This window comes from Candidatus Poseidoniia archaeon (assembly GCA_030748895.1).
Lineage (GTDB): Archaea > Thermoplasmatota > Poseidoniia > MGIII > CG-Epi1 > UBA8886.
Window position 1 is genome coordinate 55,733 of record JASMLC010000002.1, and the last position, 17,714, is coordinate 73,446.

18 protein-coding genes are annotated in these 17,714 nt (G+C 62.3%); 3 read left to right on the plus strand and 15 right to left on the minus strand.

All coding sequences use genetic code 11. The annotated features are described in order from the left end of the window. Positions 1 to 65: 65 nt before the first annotated feature. Positions 66 to 977: a prepilin peptidase gene (locus QGG57_01135; protein MDP7006786.1), complete on the plus strand. Its 912-nt coding sequence runs from the start codon at positions 66 to 68 to the stop codon at positions 975 to 977. On the opposite strand, the gene QGG57_01140 is transcribed toward QGG57_01135, so the two are convergent. The 10 genes from QGG57_01140 to QGG57_01185 form a co-directional block, all read right to left on the minus strand. Then, on the minus strand, positions 966 to 1,562 hold the full coding sequence (locus QGG57_01140) for a CoA pyrophosphatase (protein MDP7006787.1): 597 nt from the start codon (positions 1,560 to 1,562) through the stop codon (positions 966 to 968). The genes QGG57_01135 and QGG57_01140 overlap by 12 nt on opposite strands. Beyond that, on the minus strand, positions 1,559 to 3,022 hold the full coding sequence (locus tag QGG57_01145) for an aminoacyl-histidine dipeptidase (GenBank protein MDP7006788.1): 1,464 nt from the start codon (positions 3,020 to 3,022) through the stop codon (positions 1,559 to 1,561). Before QGG57_01145 ends, QGG57_01140 begins: the two co-directional genes overlap by 4 nt. Before the next feature lie 36 nt (positions 3,023 to 3,058). Further along, complete coding sequence (locus QGG57_01150) at positions 3,059 to 4,471, minus strand: dipeptidase (GenBank protein MDP7006789.1); 1,413 nt, start codon at positions 4,469 to 4,471, stop codon at positions 3,059 to 3,061. 180 nt (positions 4,472 to 4,651) lie between these two features. Next, entirely contained in the window at positions 4,652 to 6,067 is a 1,416-nt protein-coding gene (locus QGG57_01155; protein ID MDP7006790.1) for a cytochrome c biogenesis protein CcdA, read from the minus strand. Between the two features lie 9 nt (positions 6,068 to 6,076). Then, positions 6,077 to 7,408: a hypothetical protein gene (locus QGG57_01160; protein MDP7006791.1), complete on the minus strand. Its 1,332-nt coding sequence runs from the start codon at positions 7,406 to 7,408 to the stop codon at positions 6,077 to 6,079. A gap of 32 nt (positions 7,409 to 7,440) precedes the next feature. Further along, positions 7,441 to 8,892 (minus strand): hypothetical protein, encoded by a 1,452-nt coding sequence (locus QGG57_01165; protein ID MDP7006792.1) that lies wholly within the window; start codon positions 8,890 to 8,892, stop codon positions 7,441 to 7,443. A 33-nt stretch (positions 8,893 to 8,925) separates the two neighbouring features. Further along, complete coding sequence (locus tag QGG57_01170) at positions 8,926 to 9,081, minus strand: GAF domain-containing protein (GenBank protein MDP7006793.1); 156 nt, start codon at positions 9,079 to 9,081, stop codon at positions 8,926 to 8,928. 18 nt (positions 9,082 to 9,099) lie between these two features. Next, a complete protein-coding gene (locus tag QGG57_01175) occupies positions 9,100 to 9,618 on the minus strand; it encodes a hypothetical protein (protein MDP7006794.1) in 519 nt (172 codons plus the stop codon). Further along, positions 9,618 to 10,214, minus strand: a complete 597-nt coding sequence (locus QGG57_01180) for a hypothetical protein (protein ID MDP7006795.1) — start codon at positions 10,212 to 10,214, stop codon at positions 9,618 to 9,620. Before QGG57_01180 ends, QGG57_01175 begins: the two co-directional genes overlap by 1 nt. Before the next feature lie 46 nt (positions 10,215 to 10,260). After that, positions 10,261 to 11,361 carry an SCO family protein gene (locus QGG57_01185; protein MDP7006796.1) on the minus strand — a complete coding sequence of 367 codons (1,101 nt, stop codon included), beginning with the start codon at positions 11,359 to 11,361 and terminating at the stop codon, positions 10,261 to 10,263. 52 nt (positions 11,362 to 11,413) lie between these two features. Here QGG57_01185 and QGG57_01190 point away from each other — a divergent pair, with 52 nt between their 5' ends. After that, positions 11,414 to 13,186 (plus strand): hypothetical protein, encoded by a 1,773-nt coding sequence (locus QGG57_01190; GenBank protein ID MDP7006797.1) that lies wholly within the window; start codon positions 11,414 to 11,416, stop codon positions 13,184 to 13,186. On the opposite strand, the gene QGG57_01195 is transcribed toward QGG57_01190, so the two are convergent. After that, entirely contained in the window at positions 13,183 to 13,662 is a 480-nt protein-coding gene (locus tag QGG57_01195; GenBank protein MDP7006798.1) for a peptidylprolyl isomerase, read from the minus strand. The two genes, QGG57_01190 and QGG57_01195, sit on opposite strands and share 4 nt — an antisense overlap. 67 nt (positions 13,663 to 13,729) lie before the next feature. Between QGG57_01195 and QGG57_01200 the strand changes: the two genes are divergently transcribed. Next, the gene (locus tag QGG57_01200; GenBank protein ID MDP7006799.1) at positions 13,730 to 14,332 is read left to right on the plus strand and encodes a methyltransferase domain-containing protein; all 603 of its coding nucleotides are present in this window, start codon (positions 13,730 to 13,732) and stop codon (positions 14,330 to 14,332) included. On the opposite strand, the gene QGG57_01205 is transcribed toward QGG57_01200, so the two are convergent. The 4 genes from QGG57_01205 to QGG57_01220 are packed head-to-tail and all read right to left on the minus strand — an operon-like array spanning position 14,329 to position 17,667. Continuing rightward, positions 14,329 to 14,781: a Zn-ribbon domain-containing OB-fold protein gene (locus QGG57_01205; protein ID MDP7006800.1), complete on the minus strand. Its 453-nt coding sequence runs from the start codon at positions 14,779 to 14,781 to the stop codon at positions 14,329 to 14,331. The two genes, QGG57_01200 and QGG57_01205, sit on opposite strands and share 4 nt — an antisense overlap. Continuing rightward, on the minus strand, positions 14,781 to 15,947 hold the full coding sequence (locus QGG57_01210; protein MDP7006801.1) for a thiolase domain-containing protein: 1,167 nt from the start codon (positions 15,945 to 15,947) through the stop codon (positions 14,781 to 14,783). The genes QGG57_01205 and QGG57_01210 overlap by 1 nt, the downstream gene beginning before the upstream one ends. Further along, positions 15,944 to 16,990 carry a hydroxymethylglutaryl-CoA synthase gene (locus QGG57_01215; protein MDP7006802.1) on the minus strand — a complete coding sequence of 349 codons (1,047 nt, stop codon included), beginning with the start codon at positions 16,988 to 16,990 and terminating at the stop codon, positions 15,944 to 15,946. Before QGG57_01215 ends, QGG57_01210 begins: the two co-directional genes overlap by 4 nt. Further along, positions 16,987 to 17,667, minus strand: a complete 681-nt coding sequence (locus QGG57_01220; protein MDP7006803.1) for a transcriptional regulator — start codon at positions 17,665 to 17,667, stop codon at positions 16,987 to 16,989. Before QGG57_01220 ends, QGG57_01215 begins: the two co-directional genes overlap by 4 nt. Positions 17,668 to 17,714: the final 47 nt, after the last annotated feature.

Here is a 17,714-nt window from a genome sequence, read left to right on the forward strand (position 1 = left end):
AAAAGGACTGATTAAGAAAATCGCACCACATGGTGCGATATTTAACTCCCCCTTGCTCCCGCACCGTGGAACCGCTCGACGGGATACGGCTCGCGATTGGCGCCGCGGCACTCGGCTACGGCGCCTGGAGCGACTGGCAGACGCGGCGCGTCCCCGACCGCACCTGGCAGATTGCCGGCGGGGCCGGGCTGGCGCTGCTGGCGGCCGAGCTGTGGCAGGCGCAGGCGAGCCCGGGGACGTGGGGGCTGGCGGTCGCCCTCGGCGTGCTGTTCTGGTATTCGCAGGTTGACGACGACGCCATCGCCGGCCGCGAGCTGGCGGCGTGGCGCGCGGCGCAGCTGGCGGGCGTCGCCGGGATGGGCTATTTCGCGCTCTTCGAAGGCTGGGACGCGCTGCTCGCGAGCGCTCAAGCGGTCGATTTGGTCGCGGCGCTGGCGCTGATGGCGATGATGTACGGCTGGTACTACTACGGCCCGACCATTGGGGGAGCAGACGTCAAGGCGCTGCTGACGGTGGCGGTGCTGGTGCCGTTCGCCCCCGACGCCGGCGCGACGCTGCACGCCTTCGGCGAACAGGGCTTCCCGTTCCCGTGGGTCGTATTCATGAATTCACTACTGCTCTACCTCGCCATCCCGGTCGGGCTGCTGGCGTGGAATATTGCACATGGTGACCTGGAAAAGCCGTGGCTGCAGGCACTGCTCGGCGTCCGCATGCCGCTCGCGCAGGCGCGCGACAGCCACGTCTGGCCGATGACGCGCGTCGTCGGCGGCCGCACCGTGCTGGCGCCGATGGTGCGCCGCGGGCTGGACCTCCCGGCTGAGTGGGACGCGCTCGACGTTGCGGACATTGAGCGCCCATGGGTCAGCCTGAAGATTCCCTACATCATCCCGCTCTTCGGCGCGTTCCTGCTCGCTGCGTTCGTCGGCGACCTCTTCTCGGAGTTGCTGGTCGCGCCGCTCGGCGAGCTATTCCAGTAGCGCCGCCAGCTCCGCCAGCACCATCGCGGTCGCACCCCACACCTTCTCGTCGCCGAGCGCGAAATAGGGGATGGCGACCGGGCGGCCGCCGAACTCGCGCGGCTCGCTGCACCGCAAGGCGCCGTCGCGCAGCGCCGCCAGCGGGACGCTGAAGAGCGACGCCACTTCGCGCTGGTCGAGCCGCCACACCGGCTCGCCCGCCAGCGTCGCGACGACCGGCGTGACCCGGAAGCGTGAGACCGGGATGGGGAGCGGCGACAGCCGCCCCAGCAGTTCCGCATCGGCTGGCGCAAGGCCGGTTTCCTCGTGCGCCTCGCGCAGCGCGCCCGCCTCCGGGCTTTCGCCTTTTTGCAGCGCGCCGCCCGGCAGCGCCACCTGCCCGGCGTGGATGCCGCCGTCGTCGGTGCGTACAATCAGCGGCAGCCGCCAAGCCCCGTCGCGCGGGAAGAGCGCCAGCAGTACCGCCGCGTCGCGGTAGCCTGCCATATCGGGGGGAAACGCGCGATTGCCCGGCGCCATATCGCGCCACGCGGCGACCCCCGGTAGCGGGGTGGCGAGCCGGGCGCGCAGCGCAGCCGGTTTCACGCTTCGGCCATGTCTGCCAGCAGCGCCAGCAGCAGGTTCCAGAACTTGGCGACGGTGGGAATCTCGACCCGCTCGTCGGGCGAGTGGGCGCCGGTAATCGTCGGGCCGAACGAGACCATGTCCATCCCCGGGACGCGCTCGCCGATGACGCCGCACTCGAGCCCGGCGTGAATTGCCCCGACTTCGGGCTCCTCGCCCAGCTGCTCGGCGTAGATGCGCTTCAGCCGCTTCAGCACCGGCGAATCGGGGTCGGGCTGCCAGCCGGGGTAGCTGCTGCTCCGCGTCGCGCTCGCGCCGCAGAGCGCCGCGATGGTTGCGATGCGTCCGCGTACGTCCTCCAGCGCCTCCATGATGGATGAGCGTGACGAGCAGACGATGCGGTAGCTGTCCCCGTCGGCAGTCACCGACGCCAGGTTGTTCGACGTCTCGACCAGTCCGGGGATGGCGTGCGAATACTTCAGCACGCCGTGCGGCAGCGCCCGCAGCAGCCCCAGCAGGCTGTCCTGCGCGCCGGCGGAGAGACACTCCGCCGGCGCGTCGTCCAGCCCTGAAAGCGTGACGCGCAGCCCCGTCTCGAGCGTGCCGAACTCGGCCTGTAGCGCCGCGGTGCGGGCGCCGACCGCAATCTGCGCGTCGGCCATCGTCGCCGGCGGCAGCAGCAGGGTTGCGAACGCCTCGCGCGGAATCGCATTGGTCTTGTCGCCCCCTCGGACCGAGACGAGCCGCGCGCCTATTGTGGCGAGCGGCTCGAGCAGCGACGCCAGCAGCACGATGGCGTTAGCGCGGTATTCGTGGATGTTGACCCCCGAATGACCACCCATCAGTCCCTCGACCGAAAGCTGGAAGCTCAGGTAATCGCCAGGCGACGCCTTGAAGCCAATGGGCAGCGTCAGTTCGCTGTCGCCGCCGCCCGCGCAGCCGATGCAGATGGCCCCCCACTCCTCGGTATCAAGGTTCAGCAGCGTCCGCCCCTGCAGCAGCGCACCGTCGAGCGCGAACGCCCCCGTCAGCCCGGTCTCCTCGTCGACGGTGAACAAGCACTCCAAAGGCGGCAGCCGCGCATTGGCCGCCATCTCGAGCAGCGCCAGCGCGGTCGCGACGCCGATGCCGTTGTCCGCCCCCAAGGTAGTCCCGTCGGCGGTGAGCCAGTCACCGTCGCGCAGTAGTCGGATGGGGTCGCAGTTGAAATCGTGCTCGACGTCGGAATTCTTCTCGCAGACCATGTCGACGTGCGACTGGATGACGACCGTCGGCGCCGACTCGCCGCCGCCGCTGCCGGGGCGACGCACGCCGATATTGCCCACCTCATCCTGTTGCCACTCAAGGCTGCGTGTGTCGGCAAACTCCTTCAGCCACGCCAGCACCTGCTCTTCCTGCTTTGACGGGCGCGGGATGCGGCTCAGCGCCGCGAAATTATCCCACAGCGCGGCCGGCTCCAGTCCCGAGATGGCGCTTGCCATGCTTGCCCACGGTGCGCCGACTTTAAGCCCGCTCCGTCAGCCGAGCCGCGCCAGCTCATCCCACAGCGCCGCGCTGGTGCGGATGCCGCCGTAAAGGCAGTCGAGCCGGAAGTGCTCGTTGGGCGAGTGCGGCATGTCCTCCGCCAGCGCGAAGCCGATGAGCAGCGGCTGCGCCCCCAGCACCGACTGGAAGTCGGCGACGACCGGAATAGTGCCGCCTTCGCGGATGAACGCCGGTTCCGCCCCGAAGCCGGTGCGCAGCGCGTGCATCGCCGCCTGCACTCCGGGCGAGTCGGTCGGCGTCAATACGGCGGGCGCGCCGGCGAAAACCCGGAGCGTCCAGCGCACGCCGACCGGCAGCCGTTCCGCGCACGCCCGGCGCAGCGCCGCCTCAATCGCGGCTGGCTCCTGTCGCGGCACCAGCCGGCAGGAGAGCTTGGCGGAAGCGCGGGCGGGCAGCACCGTCTTGGCTCCCTCGCCGGTGTAGCCGCCCCAGATGCCGTTCACCTCGAGCGTGGGCCGTGCCCAGCGCCGCTCGAGCGTCGTGTAGCCCTCCTCGCCGGCGAGAGTGGGGGCGCCCAGACCTTTTAAATATTCGTCGTCAGAAAATTCGAGCGCCGCCAGCGCCTCGCGTTCCGCCGTCTCGAGTGGCGTGACGTCATCGTAGAAGCGGGGCAGGTTGACGCTGCCGTCCGGGTTATGCAGCGTCGCGATGAACTCCGCCAGCGCGGTGGCGGGGTTCGGCACCGCACCGCCGTGCGTCCCCGAATGCAGGTCGGCACTGGCCGCGGAGATATCGAGCTGGAAGTATGCCAGCCCGCGCAGCCCGTATGAGACGGCCGGCATCCCGGGCGCGAGCATCGGGCCGTCACTCACCACGCCCCATTCGGCACGCAGCTCGTCAGCATGGGTCGCGACGAATTCGCCCAGCGACGGGGAGCCGATTTCCTCCTCGCCCTCGATGAGCAGCCGCAGGTTCACCGGCGGTCCACCGGCGACCTCGAACCAGCCGCGCAGCGCCGCCAGGTGCGCAAAGAGCTGGCCCTTGTTGTCGCTCGCGCCTCGGCCGTAGAGCGCGCCGTCGCGCACCGGTTCGGCGTTCCCGCCGACCGCTTTGCCGCTGCCCCAGTTGTCGATGAACGGCGGGCTTTCCCACAGCTCGAGTGGCTCGGGTGGCTGGACATCGTAGTGGCCGTAGAGCAATACGGTCGGCGCCCTGGCACCGGCGTCGTGGCGTGCGATGATGGCGGGATGCCCCGCCGTCGGGTGGATTTCGGTCTCGAGCCCCATCGCGTGGCAGTAGTCGGCGGCCCAGTCGCACGCGCGCTGCAGGTCGCCGGCGTGCTGTGCCTGCGCCGAGATGGACGGAATCGCAGTCCATTCGACCAGCTCCGCAAGATGCTGCTCGCGCCGCTGCTCGAGCAGCTCCAGGATTTCCGGCAGTGCCATGTCCTTCTAGGGCGCCGGGGGCTTAAGTGGACTCAGCCGCCGCCGCGCTGCTCGCGAGTGCGACGCAGTTCGGCGAGCAGGCGCTGGTCACCGCCGGGAGCCGCAGGTGGCCTAGCGAGGACGCGGTTGCGTACCGTCGCTGCCGGACGGGTTTCTCGAGTACCGCTACGAGCGAGTCACCTAGAGCAGATTAGTCTTGACGTAATACCAGATGAGGTAAAGCCCGACAATCACCATCACAGACCCACCCACCTTGTGAATCTGGTGAGTCGAGGCGCGCAGCCGGTTGACAATAGTGTCCTCTGACGAAGCAACTAGGAGAGTAACCACGACCATCAGGGCGGCTGCTGAAAATGAATACAGGCCAAAAACCAGTAAAGCACCAAGAAAGGTGTATTTCATACTGGCTAATATCAAGGCGATGAAGACCGGTGCTGTACATCCTGCAGACGCAGAGCCATACCCCACACCATACCAGTACTGGCCTATCAATTCGCTATCCTGGCTCTGCGCAAAGCTGAAATCGCTTCCGGTTACTTTGCCAATCCCTCTCTCTGCCACAGCCGTAGGATAGCCCTGAGTAATCCTGGCCACCTTGGCCGTTATTGAACCGGAAATCTTCCGCATTGGTTGTAATACAGGTTCTAGGCTATAATCAAGCAGCATTGAGAGGCCAAGTGCAAAAACAGAAACTCCTACCACCAACTCAAGAAACGGCACAAAATCTGCGAGCAGATGTGCGAAGGGAACTACCAGAATTGCCAACAGAAGGAAAACGGACATTATGCCAGCTGCAGCTGCTAAGCCCGCAGGTAGTGCGTCGCGGGCAGTCTGTTCAGTCAGACTACCGCTCCCTGTTTTTTTGTTGGTGAGATAGAAAGAAACGTAACCGGGAAGTAAAGGAAATGAACATGGGGAAAAGAACGCTAGAACACCGGCTCCGATGGCCATTAGAAAGACGGAACTCTCCTTAATCTTTACTAGGTCACCTTGACCAGCCAGGGCCTTGTCGACTTCCAATTTCAAATCATTCTTCTCCAGCAAACCCAGATGTGAAAAAGTAACTCTTCCCTGCTGGTCGATAACCAGCACCTTGGGAATCATCTGGGCACTGTACTTGATGAGAACATCATCGACTCCTGCAACCCATTTTCCTTCATCGTTATAGCTCCCATCAGTAGCATGAATCCAGTTGTATCCTTCATCCACCTGAATATCCTTCAGGATGTCAATCTCGTCACCTGCCACGCTGACGGAAATAATCACTACATTGTTGTTATCTTTGTACTCCTCATCGTAAAGCGGTTTCAGAGTATCGGTCGCCAATTCTCCGCAAGGCCCGCACCACTCAGCCATTAAGTCCAGAATAATGACCTTTCCACGGTAGTCAGAGAGCGATATTTCCCTTGAGGTTTCCTCTTTTCCATCAACATATCCTGTTGTTGTAACAGTGAATTCTGGAGCTTTCTCACTACCTCCCAGTAGGGCCAGACCGAGAGTACCTGTAATCAATAGCGTGACTATTCCCGCAGTTACTAGCACGCGGTTCCGGCTAACGCGTTCTACGAGCACATCCCAGTTAGTCTTCTGCGCCATATCCAGTCCCTAAACGCGGCGCCGCAGAGAAATTCCTGTCAGTGCAAGGAGCGCCAGCGCGATGCCAGGCCCTGGAAGTGCTTCCTCGGTGTCGTCGCTGCCACCGGTACCTTCGACCTGCCGCGCGTCGGTAGCAGCGAAACCGCCCTTGCCATCAACTAGCAGGATGCGGTACCAGACCGGGTCACCCGCGGCAAATTCGACTACCGCAGTCCCATGGTCGCCCTCCAGCGCCATCGGGGCGACGCCCCACTTTCCGTCGTCGTAGGTTCCGTTCCGGAAGTTGTAGATAACGTAGGCCGAGCCAATACCGTCCTCATCAGCCAGAGTGGCGCTGATGACCGCCTGGCTGCCTTCGAGCCGGTCATCGTATTCCGTCACGGTTGGTGGCTCGTTCTGTTCATCATACGCAGTCGAGCGTGGCGTTGCCGAGTTGATGGCACGAGGTGTGTCAGCGGCATTACTGGTCTTGCTAGAGTGCCGTGAGTTATCATTCAGGTCGTAAACAACTGCCACTACCTCGGTCTTGGCGGGATTGATAGGCGTCGGGATGGGATGTGCCCCCTCCTGCGGGTTTCCGTCCCTGTCCTCATGGCCATCAACGTAGTCAATTATGTCCGGAATGACCCATTCCACCTCGGTTGACCATTCCTCTCCCGGCTGCATCGTTCCGGGGCGTTCGTCGTGCAACGCGGTCTCGCGGTGGGTGTTGTGCTGCATTACCTCCTTGCCCTCCTCCGAGCTCCACGCCATGATGTCATCCTCGACTACGAATAGGTAGACTGCCGGTTCAAGCTCGTCCGGGTCGATGAACGGATCGTGGAGACCGCCATCGCCGAGGTAGGTGAGGTTGACGCGGAAGACAAAGCGGTCTTCGCGGAATTCCTGCCACACCCGCAGCTCGGTCGGCTTGACCTCTCTCTCACCGCTGTCGGTGTAGTGGTCCAGGTAGGTTTCGTAAGTTCCGTCGCCGCCGCCTAGCTCCTCGATATAGCCGCCGTCGAACTGTGCGTCGGGAGTGCCCTGCACTACGTAGTGCTCGTAGCGCTGCTTGGCTTCCTTGCTCGCGAACTCGTCATCTGCGTAAGCACCATTGCGCTGGTGAAACGACACGTACGTCCATGGCACCTCTGGCTCGTTACGGTAGTCAGTCCAGAGCCTCCCCACGTCAGGGTCAATCGACATGCAGGGGGGGCACCCCAAGCTGGTGAAGTGCTCCATGACGGGGCGATGGGTCCACCCGGCCGGAACGGTTTCCTGCGGTTCCGCAACGGGCGCCGCAACCGACGGCAGTGTCAGCAACAACCCGAACAGTAGTGTCAGCACCAGCTTTGCATACACTTTTCAGCATGTGGTTGGGGGCTATTTGACGCTTACGCAGGGCGTCGCGCCCAGACTACGAACAGTGTACCGCCGAGAACCCCCCCCGTCGCCACGCCACTTATCAGTAGCCACGGCAGCGCCCCATCAGTAACAACTGGGCGCCCCCCTCCGTCGCTGCCGACAAACATCTGCACATCCGATCTCCCGGAAGTGCCGTTACCATCGACGTAGAGCACCTGGTAGTAGATATTGTCATCACTCTGGTAGGGGAAGGTCGCAGTGCCGGTCGCGTCAGCGTAGGCGTAGCAGACGCCGTCATCGTCGCACACCTCCTCGCCCACAATCTTGAGCTCGGCTATTTGCCACTCGCCAGTGTAGTTTTGGCTATCATAGTTGTAGACCGCGAACGAGGTGCCGATGCCCTCCTCGGCCTCGAACTCCACCTCGAGTTGTGCGCCAGCTTCGGTGAAGAGTTCGCGCTGCCGTTCGATCTCGGGCACGTCGCGCTCAGGATTATCGTAAATAGTGCTCTGCGGCGACGCCGACTGGATTGAGCGCGGGGTAGGGTAGGTGTCGTCGCTCGGATCGTCGTTCTTGCCGCCCGACTCGGTGTCATCCCGGTCAAAGACCGCTGCAATCGGGGTAATCCGGCCGGGGTTGATGGGAATCTTGATGGGTCCCTCGACGCCATCGGCGTCAACTTGCGTTGTCGGCACCTTCCAGACAGCTTCGTAGGTGGCTGCCTCATCCTTCTGCAGGGTGAATTCCTCACCCTCAATGGCATATCCGCGGAACACTCGCATGTTAACCCAGTCCTGCTCCAGGTACGAGGACCAGGCAGTAACATCATCTTCAACCATGAAGACATAGAGCGTACCGTCCAGATTAGTGTCCTCGAGCCCTGCCTGCTGCTCCCACGACTCCGGTCCAGCCAGGCCGTGGTAGGTCATGTCGACTCTGACTTTGAATGTCCCGACTTCGCCCTCGGTCGAGCTGCCTATGAACTCGCTGTAGATGTCCAAATCGACTATCTTGAAATCTTCGCCGTCGTCACCGTCACGGGGCCCGGAGTCCTCCAGTTCGGCCTTGTAGTCGTCGTAATTGCTTTCGCTGCCGCCGCCCTCGTAACGGTAGTTGCCGTCGAACTGCGCGTTTGGAGTCCCAGTCTGCCCGTAGTGGTCACGCATACGTGCATTGGAGTCCTCAGTGTGGAATGGGTCGTCGCCGGCACCACCGTTAGGTTGGTGGAAGTAGACGATGTGGTATGGCACCGAAGAATCACCCTCGATGTCATGCAGCACCTCGTCCATGGCGGGGTCGGCATAGGACATGCAGAAGACGCAGCTGAGGCTGGTAAAGAGCTCGACCAGCGGCCGGTGGGTCCAACCGTTGGGATACTCGCGATCCGCACTAACTGTGGCCACAGTATCAGGTGTTGCGGTAGTCACGGCGGGCGCTGCCATGAGCAGCAGCGCCAGCAACAGGATGGAAAAGCTGCGCATAATGCACCGGGCTCGGCGTAGCGTATCGGCTATTTAAGTTTCGTTCCAGAGCTGCGCCAGCCGCGTGCAGAGCCGCTGTAGGAATACCACCTCGTCCTGCGAGAAAGGGTCGTGCGTGTGCGAGTCGATATCGAGCTGTGCGACGAACTCGCCGTCGGCATGAATTGGAATGACAATTTCCGACTGCACCCCCAGCCTGGCTGGGGCTTAAGCCGCTTCGTAGAAGATTTCGATTAAGAGGTAGGGGCCAAGTTCCTGCGTTTCCCATGCCTGTGTTTCGACTCCATCCACAGTCATCCGCAATGCGTGGGTCTCATCCACTGCATGGTCGAGTACCTGTTCGCTTGAGAAGGGTTGCTCCCAGATGGCAAAAAAATCTCCCAGTGTTACCGTCGCATTAGGGATAGTTTCGATGTGGACCTGCCCCGAATCATCGTATGTATGGACTGGATGGATGAACAGAACACTGCCATCGTCGTTGTATTCGAAACCGACGTTTGCTGGTATTTCGACCCGGTCGCCGTTGGCAGTTATGTTCAGCCAGAGGTGGTAGTGGTAATCGCTCACGATGCCCTCCACGGCATAGATACAAATGGATGTTTTCAGCAGGTCGCCGTAATCCTGCTCCTGCGGTTCCGGCTCAGGCAGGCTGAGCCAGTAGATTCCGCTCAGCACGGAAATAGTCATGAGGCTGAGGGCAAGCCCCGTCACCAGCTCCTGCCGCATCAGCTCTTCGGTTGGCCCTGCAGCACCAGATAGCCTAGGAGAGCGGCACCGACTGCCGACAACCCTGCGACCGCCAGCAGCCAGCTGGGTCGCCCCTCCTCTTCAGGAGTGGATTCTTCTGGCGGCGGCTGCTGGAAGCCAGCAGCTATGTGGCCAGCCCCCACGTCGGGATTGACCACGATCGTGGCGTTGAGAATCCCGCCGTCGGAGAGCAGGTCCTGGTAGTAATAGGTCCCGGTCCCGAAGGTGGAGTTGAAGCTTACCCGGAACGAGGTCTGGCACTCTTCGTCCAGCTTGGTACCATTTTCATCACTCTCGCACTCGTTCTGCAAGGTGCCGGAGTCCCAGTCGTAGGTGCCATTGTAGAGTCCGTCACCGTCACCGTCGTAGACAATCCGGTGGGTGAGGTTGTCGTCTTCGCCGACATCTATCCAGAGTGCAGTGTCGTTGTACTGGAAACTGGCGGTTTCTGGGACTATTCCGTCATCCCTCACAATGATACTGAAAGTTCCTGCATCATGTGCCTCTGCCGATGGGAGTACCAGTGCCAGCACCAGTACGAGCAAGACGACAATGGCAATCCTCACCTGACTCATCGGCGAGGCAGCAGGGGGTGGTATAAATTAGCGCCCTGAGCGAGGATTAATCCAGCAGCAGCGCCACGTCGTGGTGGATGTCGCGGTAGGTCCAATCTAGCCCTGGCCACGCGACCTTCAACCGACCCTGCTGGTCGATAATGTAAAGGATAGTCGAGTGGCTGATGCCGTAGTCACCGTAGCCACCTGCTCCCTCCGTCAGCACGCATGACAGCCTGTCTTGTCCGGACCAGCCGTATCCCTCATCGCACATGCAGTGCATTCCGGAGCCTTCACCCATCAGCCAGCCATGACCGTCACAGGTGAACGCGCTGGGCAGTGGCAGCTGCGAGGTATTGGCGTTTCCAGGCACCCAGGCGGCGTGCGCGGATTCGGTGAGCGGAATCTCCGTGGCGTTCGCGCCGGCTGGTTCCCAACCCCCACTACTAGCATTCCAGGCATGCAATGTCCAAGACCAGTTGGCATTCGCTTCGTGGCCGGAGACGTTGGTAATGGAATCTGCTCCTGTATAGTTGTAATCCAGTTGTAGCTCCTCTAGCCCCTTCTGGGTCAGGTTCCACATCGTGGCAGCGGAGTCAAACGCGCTCGCTGGAACCTCTACAGCAGCGGTCGAGTTGTCGGGCAACATGATTACCAGTGAGTGGTCCGCCGGCGCGATCTCCATTTCCTGGTCCTCGAGCATCTTCTCAACATAAATGCCGTACGGCCCCCATACAGAACTGTTCATCGCCATCTCCGGCATGGCATCACTAGATGTGAGGTGCGGCCAGCTGGCGTTCCGCATCATGGCCCACTGGGCAAGATGCTCGACAGTATCGCGCTCCGGGTCGACCGTGATGGAGAGAATTTCCACTCGTTCACCGTAGTCGCCACCGAGTGCTTCCTGCAATTTCGTGAGTTGGTAGGTGACGGCAGGGCAGACGTCGGGACAGTGGGTATAGACAAATGTCATCACCACCACCTTGCCCAAGGTGTCACCAAAGCTGAAATTGTCACCATGTTGGTCAACCAGCGTGAAGTCGGCCGCCGTCTCCTCAGGTAGTTCGACGCCCCAAAAATTTTCCTCTGAAGGCGTATCGTGTAGGCAACCTGTCAGCGTCAGCACCAGCGCTAGCAGCATGGCTCGAAAGCTAGAGTTAGTGTTCATTTGCGGGCCACCAGCCCGAGGTATAAATAGCCGTCATAAGTCTGCGTGCAATATGCAACAGGCGGTCCTGCGAGTCTCCGCAATCCTGCTGCTGGTCGTTGCCGTCGCAGCGACTGCAGCCTACCTGTTGGAGGGCGACGGCGGTCCTAGCGGTGGCACCGGCCCCACGACGGGGCGCCCCTTCGCCGACGCGCTGCTACAGGATGAGGAACATGACCATCGTAATGCGTCGGAACACCAGCTTTACACCAACAATATCGAGTATGTTGGCTTCAACCCCAATTTTGACAACGCCGAAATTCAAGTCGCCGAAGCGCCTGATGGGCGCACCTACGCCTACCAGGCAGGCTGGAATGAGATGCGTATCATCGATGTCACGGACCCTTACAATATGAGCGAGGTAGGTAGGTACAGCGATCCAAATACTCAGGTGCTTGACGTCAAGTACATCGAATTTGACGCACGCGAATACGTGATTATTCAAAACCAGATTATAGACCCCGGCAACGCTGACCCAGACTTTACCACCTGGAACGATTTCGTACAGGTAGCGGTAACGCTGGTTGATGTCACGAACAAGGCCAACCCAATCTGGGTCGACCACTGGAACGACATTGACCACCCCTCAGGACCACACAACCTCTACACCCACATGATTGACGGCGAGTGGTATATTTTCGTTGCTAACCCGGATTACACAGCCTGTCAAATTGGGAGTGAGGAAGCATGTGGTGGTATTACTATTGCGCACTTGAACCTGCAGGGCTCGGCATCACGCTTACTCGACGGGGTCCCTGCCTCTGGCGAGGGGCACACGATTAACAAAGTAGGCGAGGCCGAAGTGGCATGGTCAACCACCCGTGGCGGCTGGATTTACATCCATGACATGACCGTCCAGAAATGGCCGGGTGAGGACACTAATGACCCACGCTATGGTCACACCTACATCTACGGCGCCTACTGGGAAGCGGGACTACGCATCTTTGACCTCGAAACCATTCCTCACCCAGTCAATACACCAGCCCAATACATAGCGATGGCAACTACCTGTAAGGCGGGGCTTGGCAATCCAGTCACCTGTCGCTGGCGCGCGCCCGAGGTCGGACAGTGGATGGACTTTGCCGACTTGGACCATGACGGGCAGCCCGACTCCAGCACGACCGGTAACGTCAACGGCGGCCGCGCCTCCTACATCCACTACGTTGAGCCCTTCCCGGTACTGGTCGACGGCAGCCACCTGGGTCTCGGCAGCGAGCTGCGCCACGTCACTTTCTGCGCGACCGAGGTCCTGGAGACATCTGTCGGCACCGGGCTGACATACATTCTTGATACCACGGAGTACGAGATGGTTAATGGCAACCTGCGCTTCAAGCCGCAGCTGCTCAGCTACTGGGAGAATCCTTTCGGGGTAGACCACTACATCCCCGGCGGCGAGGAGTGGCTTATTTTCAGTCCACACAACCTAGACAGCGCGTGGTTTCCCACAACACCTGAGACAGATGCTTCTATGGGCGGTAACTGGGACGGCCGGCTCTACATGGGTAACTACCATACTGGTCTCTGGGTACTCGACTTGGAGACGCTGATGGCGCCACCTGTAGAGAACATGACTGACCTGCATTTTGCTGCAACCGTCGGCTACTACCTGCCGCACGGCGCCGACGGCCAGACGCTCGATTCAGCCTTCTACGACTTCGGCTGGGTGCCGTTCCTTTGGACCGCCGAATACCACAAAGGCTACATCTATCTGAGTTGCATCACCAGTGGGCTATACGTTGTGCAACTGGATTTGGATGTGCCATACACTGGACAGGACTACGGTTAGTCCCGCTTCACCGAGATAATCTGTTTTGGATTCGCCGGTCGGTCTCCCCCGCCGGTCTTGCACGTCTCAATCTTTCGTACGACGTCCATCCCTGAAGTAACCTCGCCGAAGATGGCGTGCTTACCGTCGAGCCAGGGGGTCGCGACGGTCGTCAGGAAGAACTGGCTGCCGCCCGTATTGGGGCCGGCGTTGGCCATGCTCAGCAGCCCGGGGCGGTCGTGCTTCAGCTGTGTATGGAACTCGTCCTTGATTTGCCAGCCAGGGCCGCCGGTCCCGGCGCGTGGGCTGCGCGGGTCTTTCGAGTGGGGGCAGCCCGCCTGTAGCATGAAATCGCGGATGACGCGGTGGAAATGGAGGCCGTTGTAGAACCCCTTGTCGACCAGCTTCAGGAAGTTGGCCGTGGTCTGCGGGGCGCGGTTAACGTAAAGCTTCAGCGAGATGTCGCCGGCGCTGGTGCACATTGTGAGGGTGGTCATGCAGCCGCCACCCGGGCGGGCGATAAAGCGTTGCGGGAAGCTTTTTGAAACCGGGCCTTGCCCGAGCGTGGAGGACCCTGTCAGCACCCCCGATTTCTGGGAGGCCTGCTATCACGCCGGCGAAGACCAGTGGGACCTGGGCCAGCCGACGCCGCTGTTCGAGCGCGTCGCGGCGGAGCTCGAGCCGGGGCGCATCTGCCTCATTGGCTGCGGCCGCGGCTGGGACGCAGTCACCTTCGCGAAGGCGGGCTTCACCGTCACCGCCATCGACTTCGCCGAGCCGGCGGTGCTCGCGGCGCGCCGCAACGCGCTCGCGGCGGGCGCCGAGGTGACTGTCCTCAAGGAGGATATTTTTGACCTGCCCGGGGAGCTGCACGGACAGTTCGACTACCTGCTGGAATACACCTGCTTCTGCGCCGTCTCGCCGCTGCGTCGCTTCGAATACGACCGCGTCGCGTGGCAGCTGCTCAAGCCGGGCGGGATGCTCGTCGGCGCCTTCTTCCCGCTCGACAAGCCGCTCGCCGAGGGCGGCCCGCCGTGGGGCGTCACCATCAGCGAGCTGCACGCCCTCTTCTCGCTCCACTGGCAGCTTGACCGCGAGGAAGCCCCCGAAGACTCAATCGAGCCGCGGCGCGGCCGCGAAGTGCTGCAATACTGGCGGAAGGTCTAGAGCTCGACTTCGACCGAATCGGCCGATTCCTCGTCCTCTTCCTCGGGCTCATCGACCGGCGTGAACTTGGTGCCGTAGTAGATGATGCCGGACTCGCTGTCCTCGCCCAGCTTGCGGAAGACCGCCTCGACGCGCATGCCGCGCTTCACCATCTCTGGCGCGACATCGACAATCTGCGCTGTTATGCGTGCGCCTTCGTCCATCTCAATAATTGCCATGGGGTAGGGGCCGTGCATCTCGTAGCCCTGCTGCGGCTGGTAGACCACGGTGTTCGCGACTATCTGGCCGGTGCCAGCGAACCGGTGCTCCTCCATCTTGCCGAGCGACTCGCGGTGGCAGCCGGAGCACATCGCGCGCGGCGGGTAGTGATACATGTCGCAACCGGTGCAGTGCGAACCAATCAGGTTGTAGCGCACCGGCATCTCGCGCCAGAAGCGGGGAACCGCCATCAGTTCATCTCCAGCAGGTGGACCACCGCCGTCGCGCCGGTCCCGCCGTGGTTCTCGAGCAGCCCGAGCGTCGCGCCCCTGACCTGCCGCTCGCCGGCGGTGCCGCGCAGCTGCTGCACGATTTCGACCGCCTGCGCGACGCCGGTTGCGCCGGGTGGGTGACCGCGCGCCTTCAGCCCGCCGCCGGTGTTGACCGGGATGGCGCCCCCGAGGGCGGTGGCACCATCGAGCGTCAGCTGCCCCGCGGAGCCGCGCTCGGCAAGGCCGATTTCCTCGAGCGCTATCAGCTCGGAGATGGTGAAGTTATCGTGGATTTCGGCGACGCTGACGTCGGCCGCCTTACGACCGGCGTGCGCGAACGCCCGCTCGGCAGCGACGCCGATGGCCGGCATGCGGCTCAGGCTGGCGCGGTGGTGCAGGCTGAGCGTGTCGGACGCCTGCCCCGAGCCGATAATCGAGACTGGCTTCTTCGAAAATTCCTTGGCGCGGTCGCTGGCGCAGAGCACGACCGCTGCGCCGCCGTCACTCTGCGGCGCACAGTCAAGCATCCGCAGCGGGTCGGAAACCAGCCCCGAGCCGGAGACCGCTTCTGGCTTGATTGGGAAGGGAAATTGCGCCTGCGGGTTCAATGCCGCGTGGCCGTGGTTTTTCGAAGCGACGGCCGAGAGCATCTCGCGCGTCGTCCCGAACTCGGTCATGTGCGCCTGTGCCATCATCGCGTGCAGCGACGCAAAGGTTGCGCCCTGCTGCGATTCCCACTCCTCGTCGGCGCCCATCGAGAGCGTGTGCGCCGATTCCGAGTCGCTGACGTCGGTCATCTTCTCGGCGCCGCCAACAACCGCGACGTCGATGAAGCCGCCCGCGACCGCCATGTACGCCTGCCGCAACGCCAGCCCGCCCGAGGCGGAGGCGCCTTCGATGCGCGTCGACGGGACGTGCGCGCCAGCCATGGCGCAGTAGTCGGCAATCAGCGCCGAGACGTGCTCCTGCTGCACCAGCGAACCGGCCGCCATGTTGCCGACGTAGAGTGCGTCGATATCGCTGCTGCCGATGCCGGCGTCCTGGATTGCTTCCAGCCCCGCCATCAAGCCGAGCTCGCGCAGCGACTTGTCCCACAGTTCGCCGAACTTGGTGACGCCGGCGCCGATAATCGAGACTTCCCTCATCCGCCCGACCCCATGTGGATTTTCCCGCGATACTTGGCGTAGGTGGGATAGTTGATTATTTTCATCCTGCTAATCATCTGCTCGACGGTAACGCTGCGGTCTAGTTTCTCAATGTGGTCAGTGATGGTGATGTCGAACCCGTCGCTGCCGGCGCCCGAGCCGTAGGCGATGGAGAGGATGCGGTCGCCCGGCTTCGCGACATCAAAGACCGCCGCGAGGCCAAGGAAGACTGCGCCGGAGTAGGTGTTGCCAACGCGCGGCGTCATCAGCCCCGTCTCGACCTGTTCGGGGGTGAAGCCCAGCGCCTTGGCGACCCGCAGCGGGAACTTGCCGTTGGGCTGGTGGGTGACGATATACTGGTAGTCCTTCGCCTCGGTTCCCGCCATCTTCATCGTCAGCTGCGCGCAGCTGGCGACGTGCCGGAAGTAGGCTGGCTTGCCAGTGAAGCGGCCGCCGTGGCGCGGGTATTGCTGCCCCTCACGCCGCCAGAAGTCGGGGGTGTCGGTCGTGTAGGAAGTGGTGTGGTTAATTTCGGCAATCACCTTGTCGCGCCCGATCAGGAACGCGCCGCCGCCCGCCGAGGCGGAATATTCCAGCGCATCGCCCGGCGCCGCCTGCGAAGTGTCGACGCCAATCGCGAGGCCGTAGTCAATCTGTTTGTCGCCCACCATCCCGAGGCAGGTCTGGATGGCGGCAGTCCCCGCCTTGCAGGCGAACTCGTAGTCGGCCGCTGTCAGGTGGGGCGTCGCGCAGACCGCCTCTGCCACGACGGTCGAGCTGGGCTTGACCGCATAGGGGTGCGACTCGGACCCGGTGTAGATTGCGCCAACCTGCTGGCCGGTCACGCCGCAGCGCTTCATTGCCGTGCGGGCTGACTCGACCGCGATGGTAATCACGTCCTCGTCCGGCCCGGGGACCGACTTGGAGTAGACGTTCAGGTTGCGCGCCATGGCACTACCGTCCTGGCCCCACACTGAGGCAATCTCGGTGGTCTCAATCTTGTAGCGCGGAATATACGCGCCGTAGCTTACGATTCCGTTCATAATTTCTCCAGTCCTGCCTGAACCTGCCCGAGGGAAAGTTCGGTACTGACGAGTACGATACGCTCCATTTCTGCCAGCTTCGCAGCCAGTTTGTCAACGCTGCCGGGCTGGATGTAACAGACCAGCCGCGGCTTGACCGGGTGCGCCCGCACCGCAATCATTGGCGAGCGGCCGAACTTGACTCCCGTGAAGAAGAGCGCACGCTCGTTCGACCAGCCATACATTTGCCCGAAGTTGGCGCCCGAGAAAGTGGTAATTGCACGCAGCGCGTCAACAATGGTATAGCCGTAGATGGGCCGCTCCAGCTCCTCCTCCCCGGCGAGCACCTTGCCCCCAATCGCCTCGACAAGGCTCGCAATCGGCAGCCCGATAGCGAATTCCTGGATGCTGGTGATGGCCGAGTTGCCCTGTTGCCCCTCCATGTTGGTAACGATGCGGCCACCATGCGCGCGGTCGTAGCTCACCATGGTTTCGACCAGTCGCCGCACGGTCCCGATTCCGGGCGAGCGGCGGCGCCCCTTCTCGAAATCGCACACCACGCTCGGGTTCACTCCGAGGAGGCTCGCCAGATGTTTTTGCGAAAGCTGGAAGATTTCACGCCACTTGCGGAGCGTCTCGCCGGGGCTGTCCGAGACCACGATTTCGCCCGCCATACGGCGGGTCAGCTGGGCGTCCACGCGGCGGCAGCCAGAGGGTCTATATAACGATAAGCGTATCGCGCTTC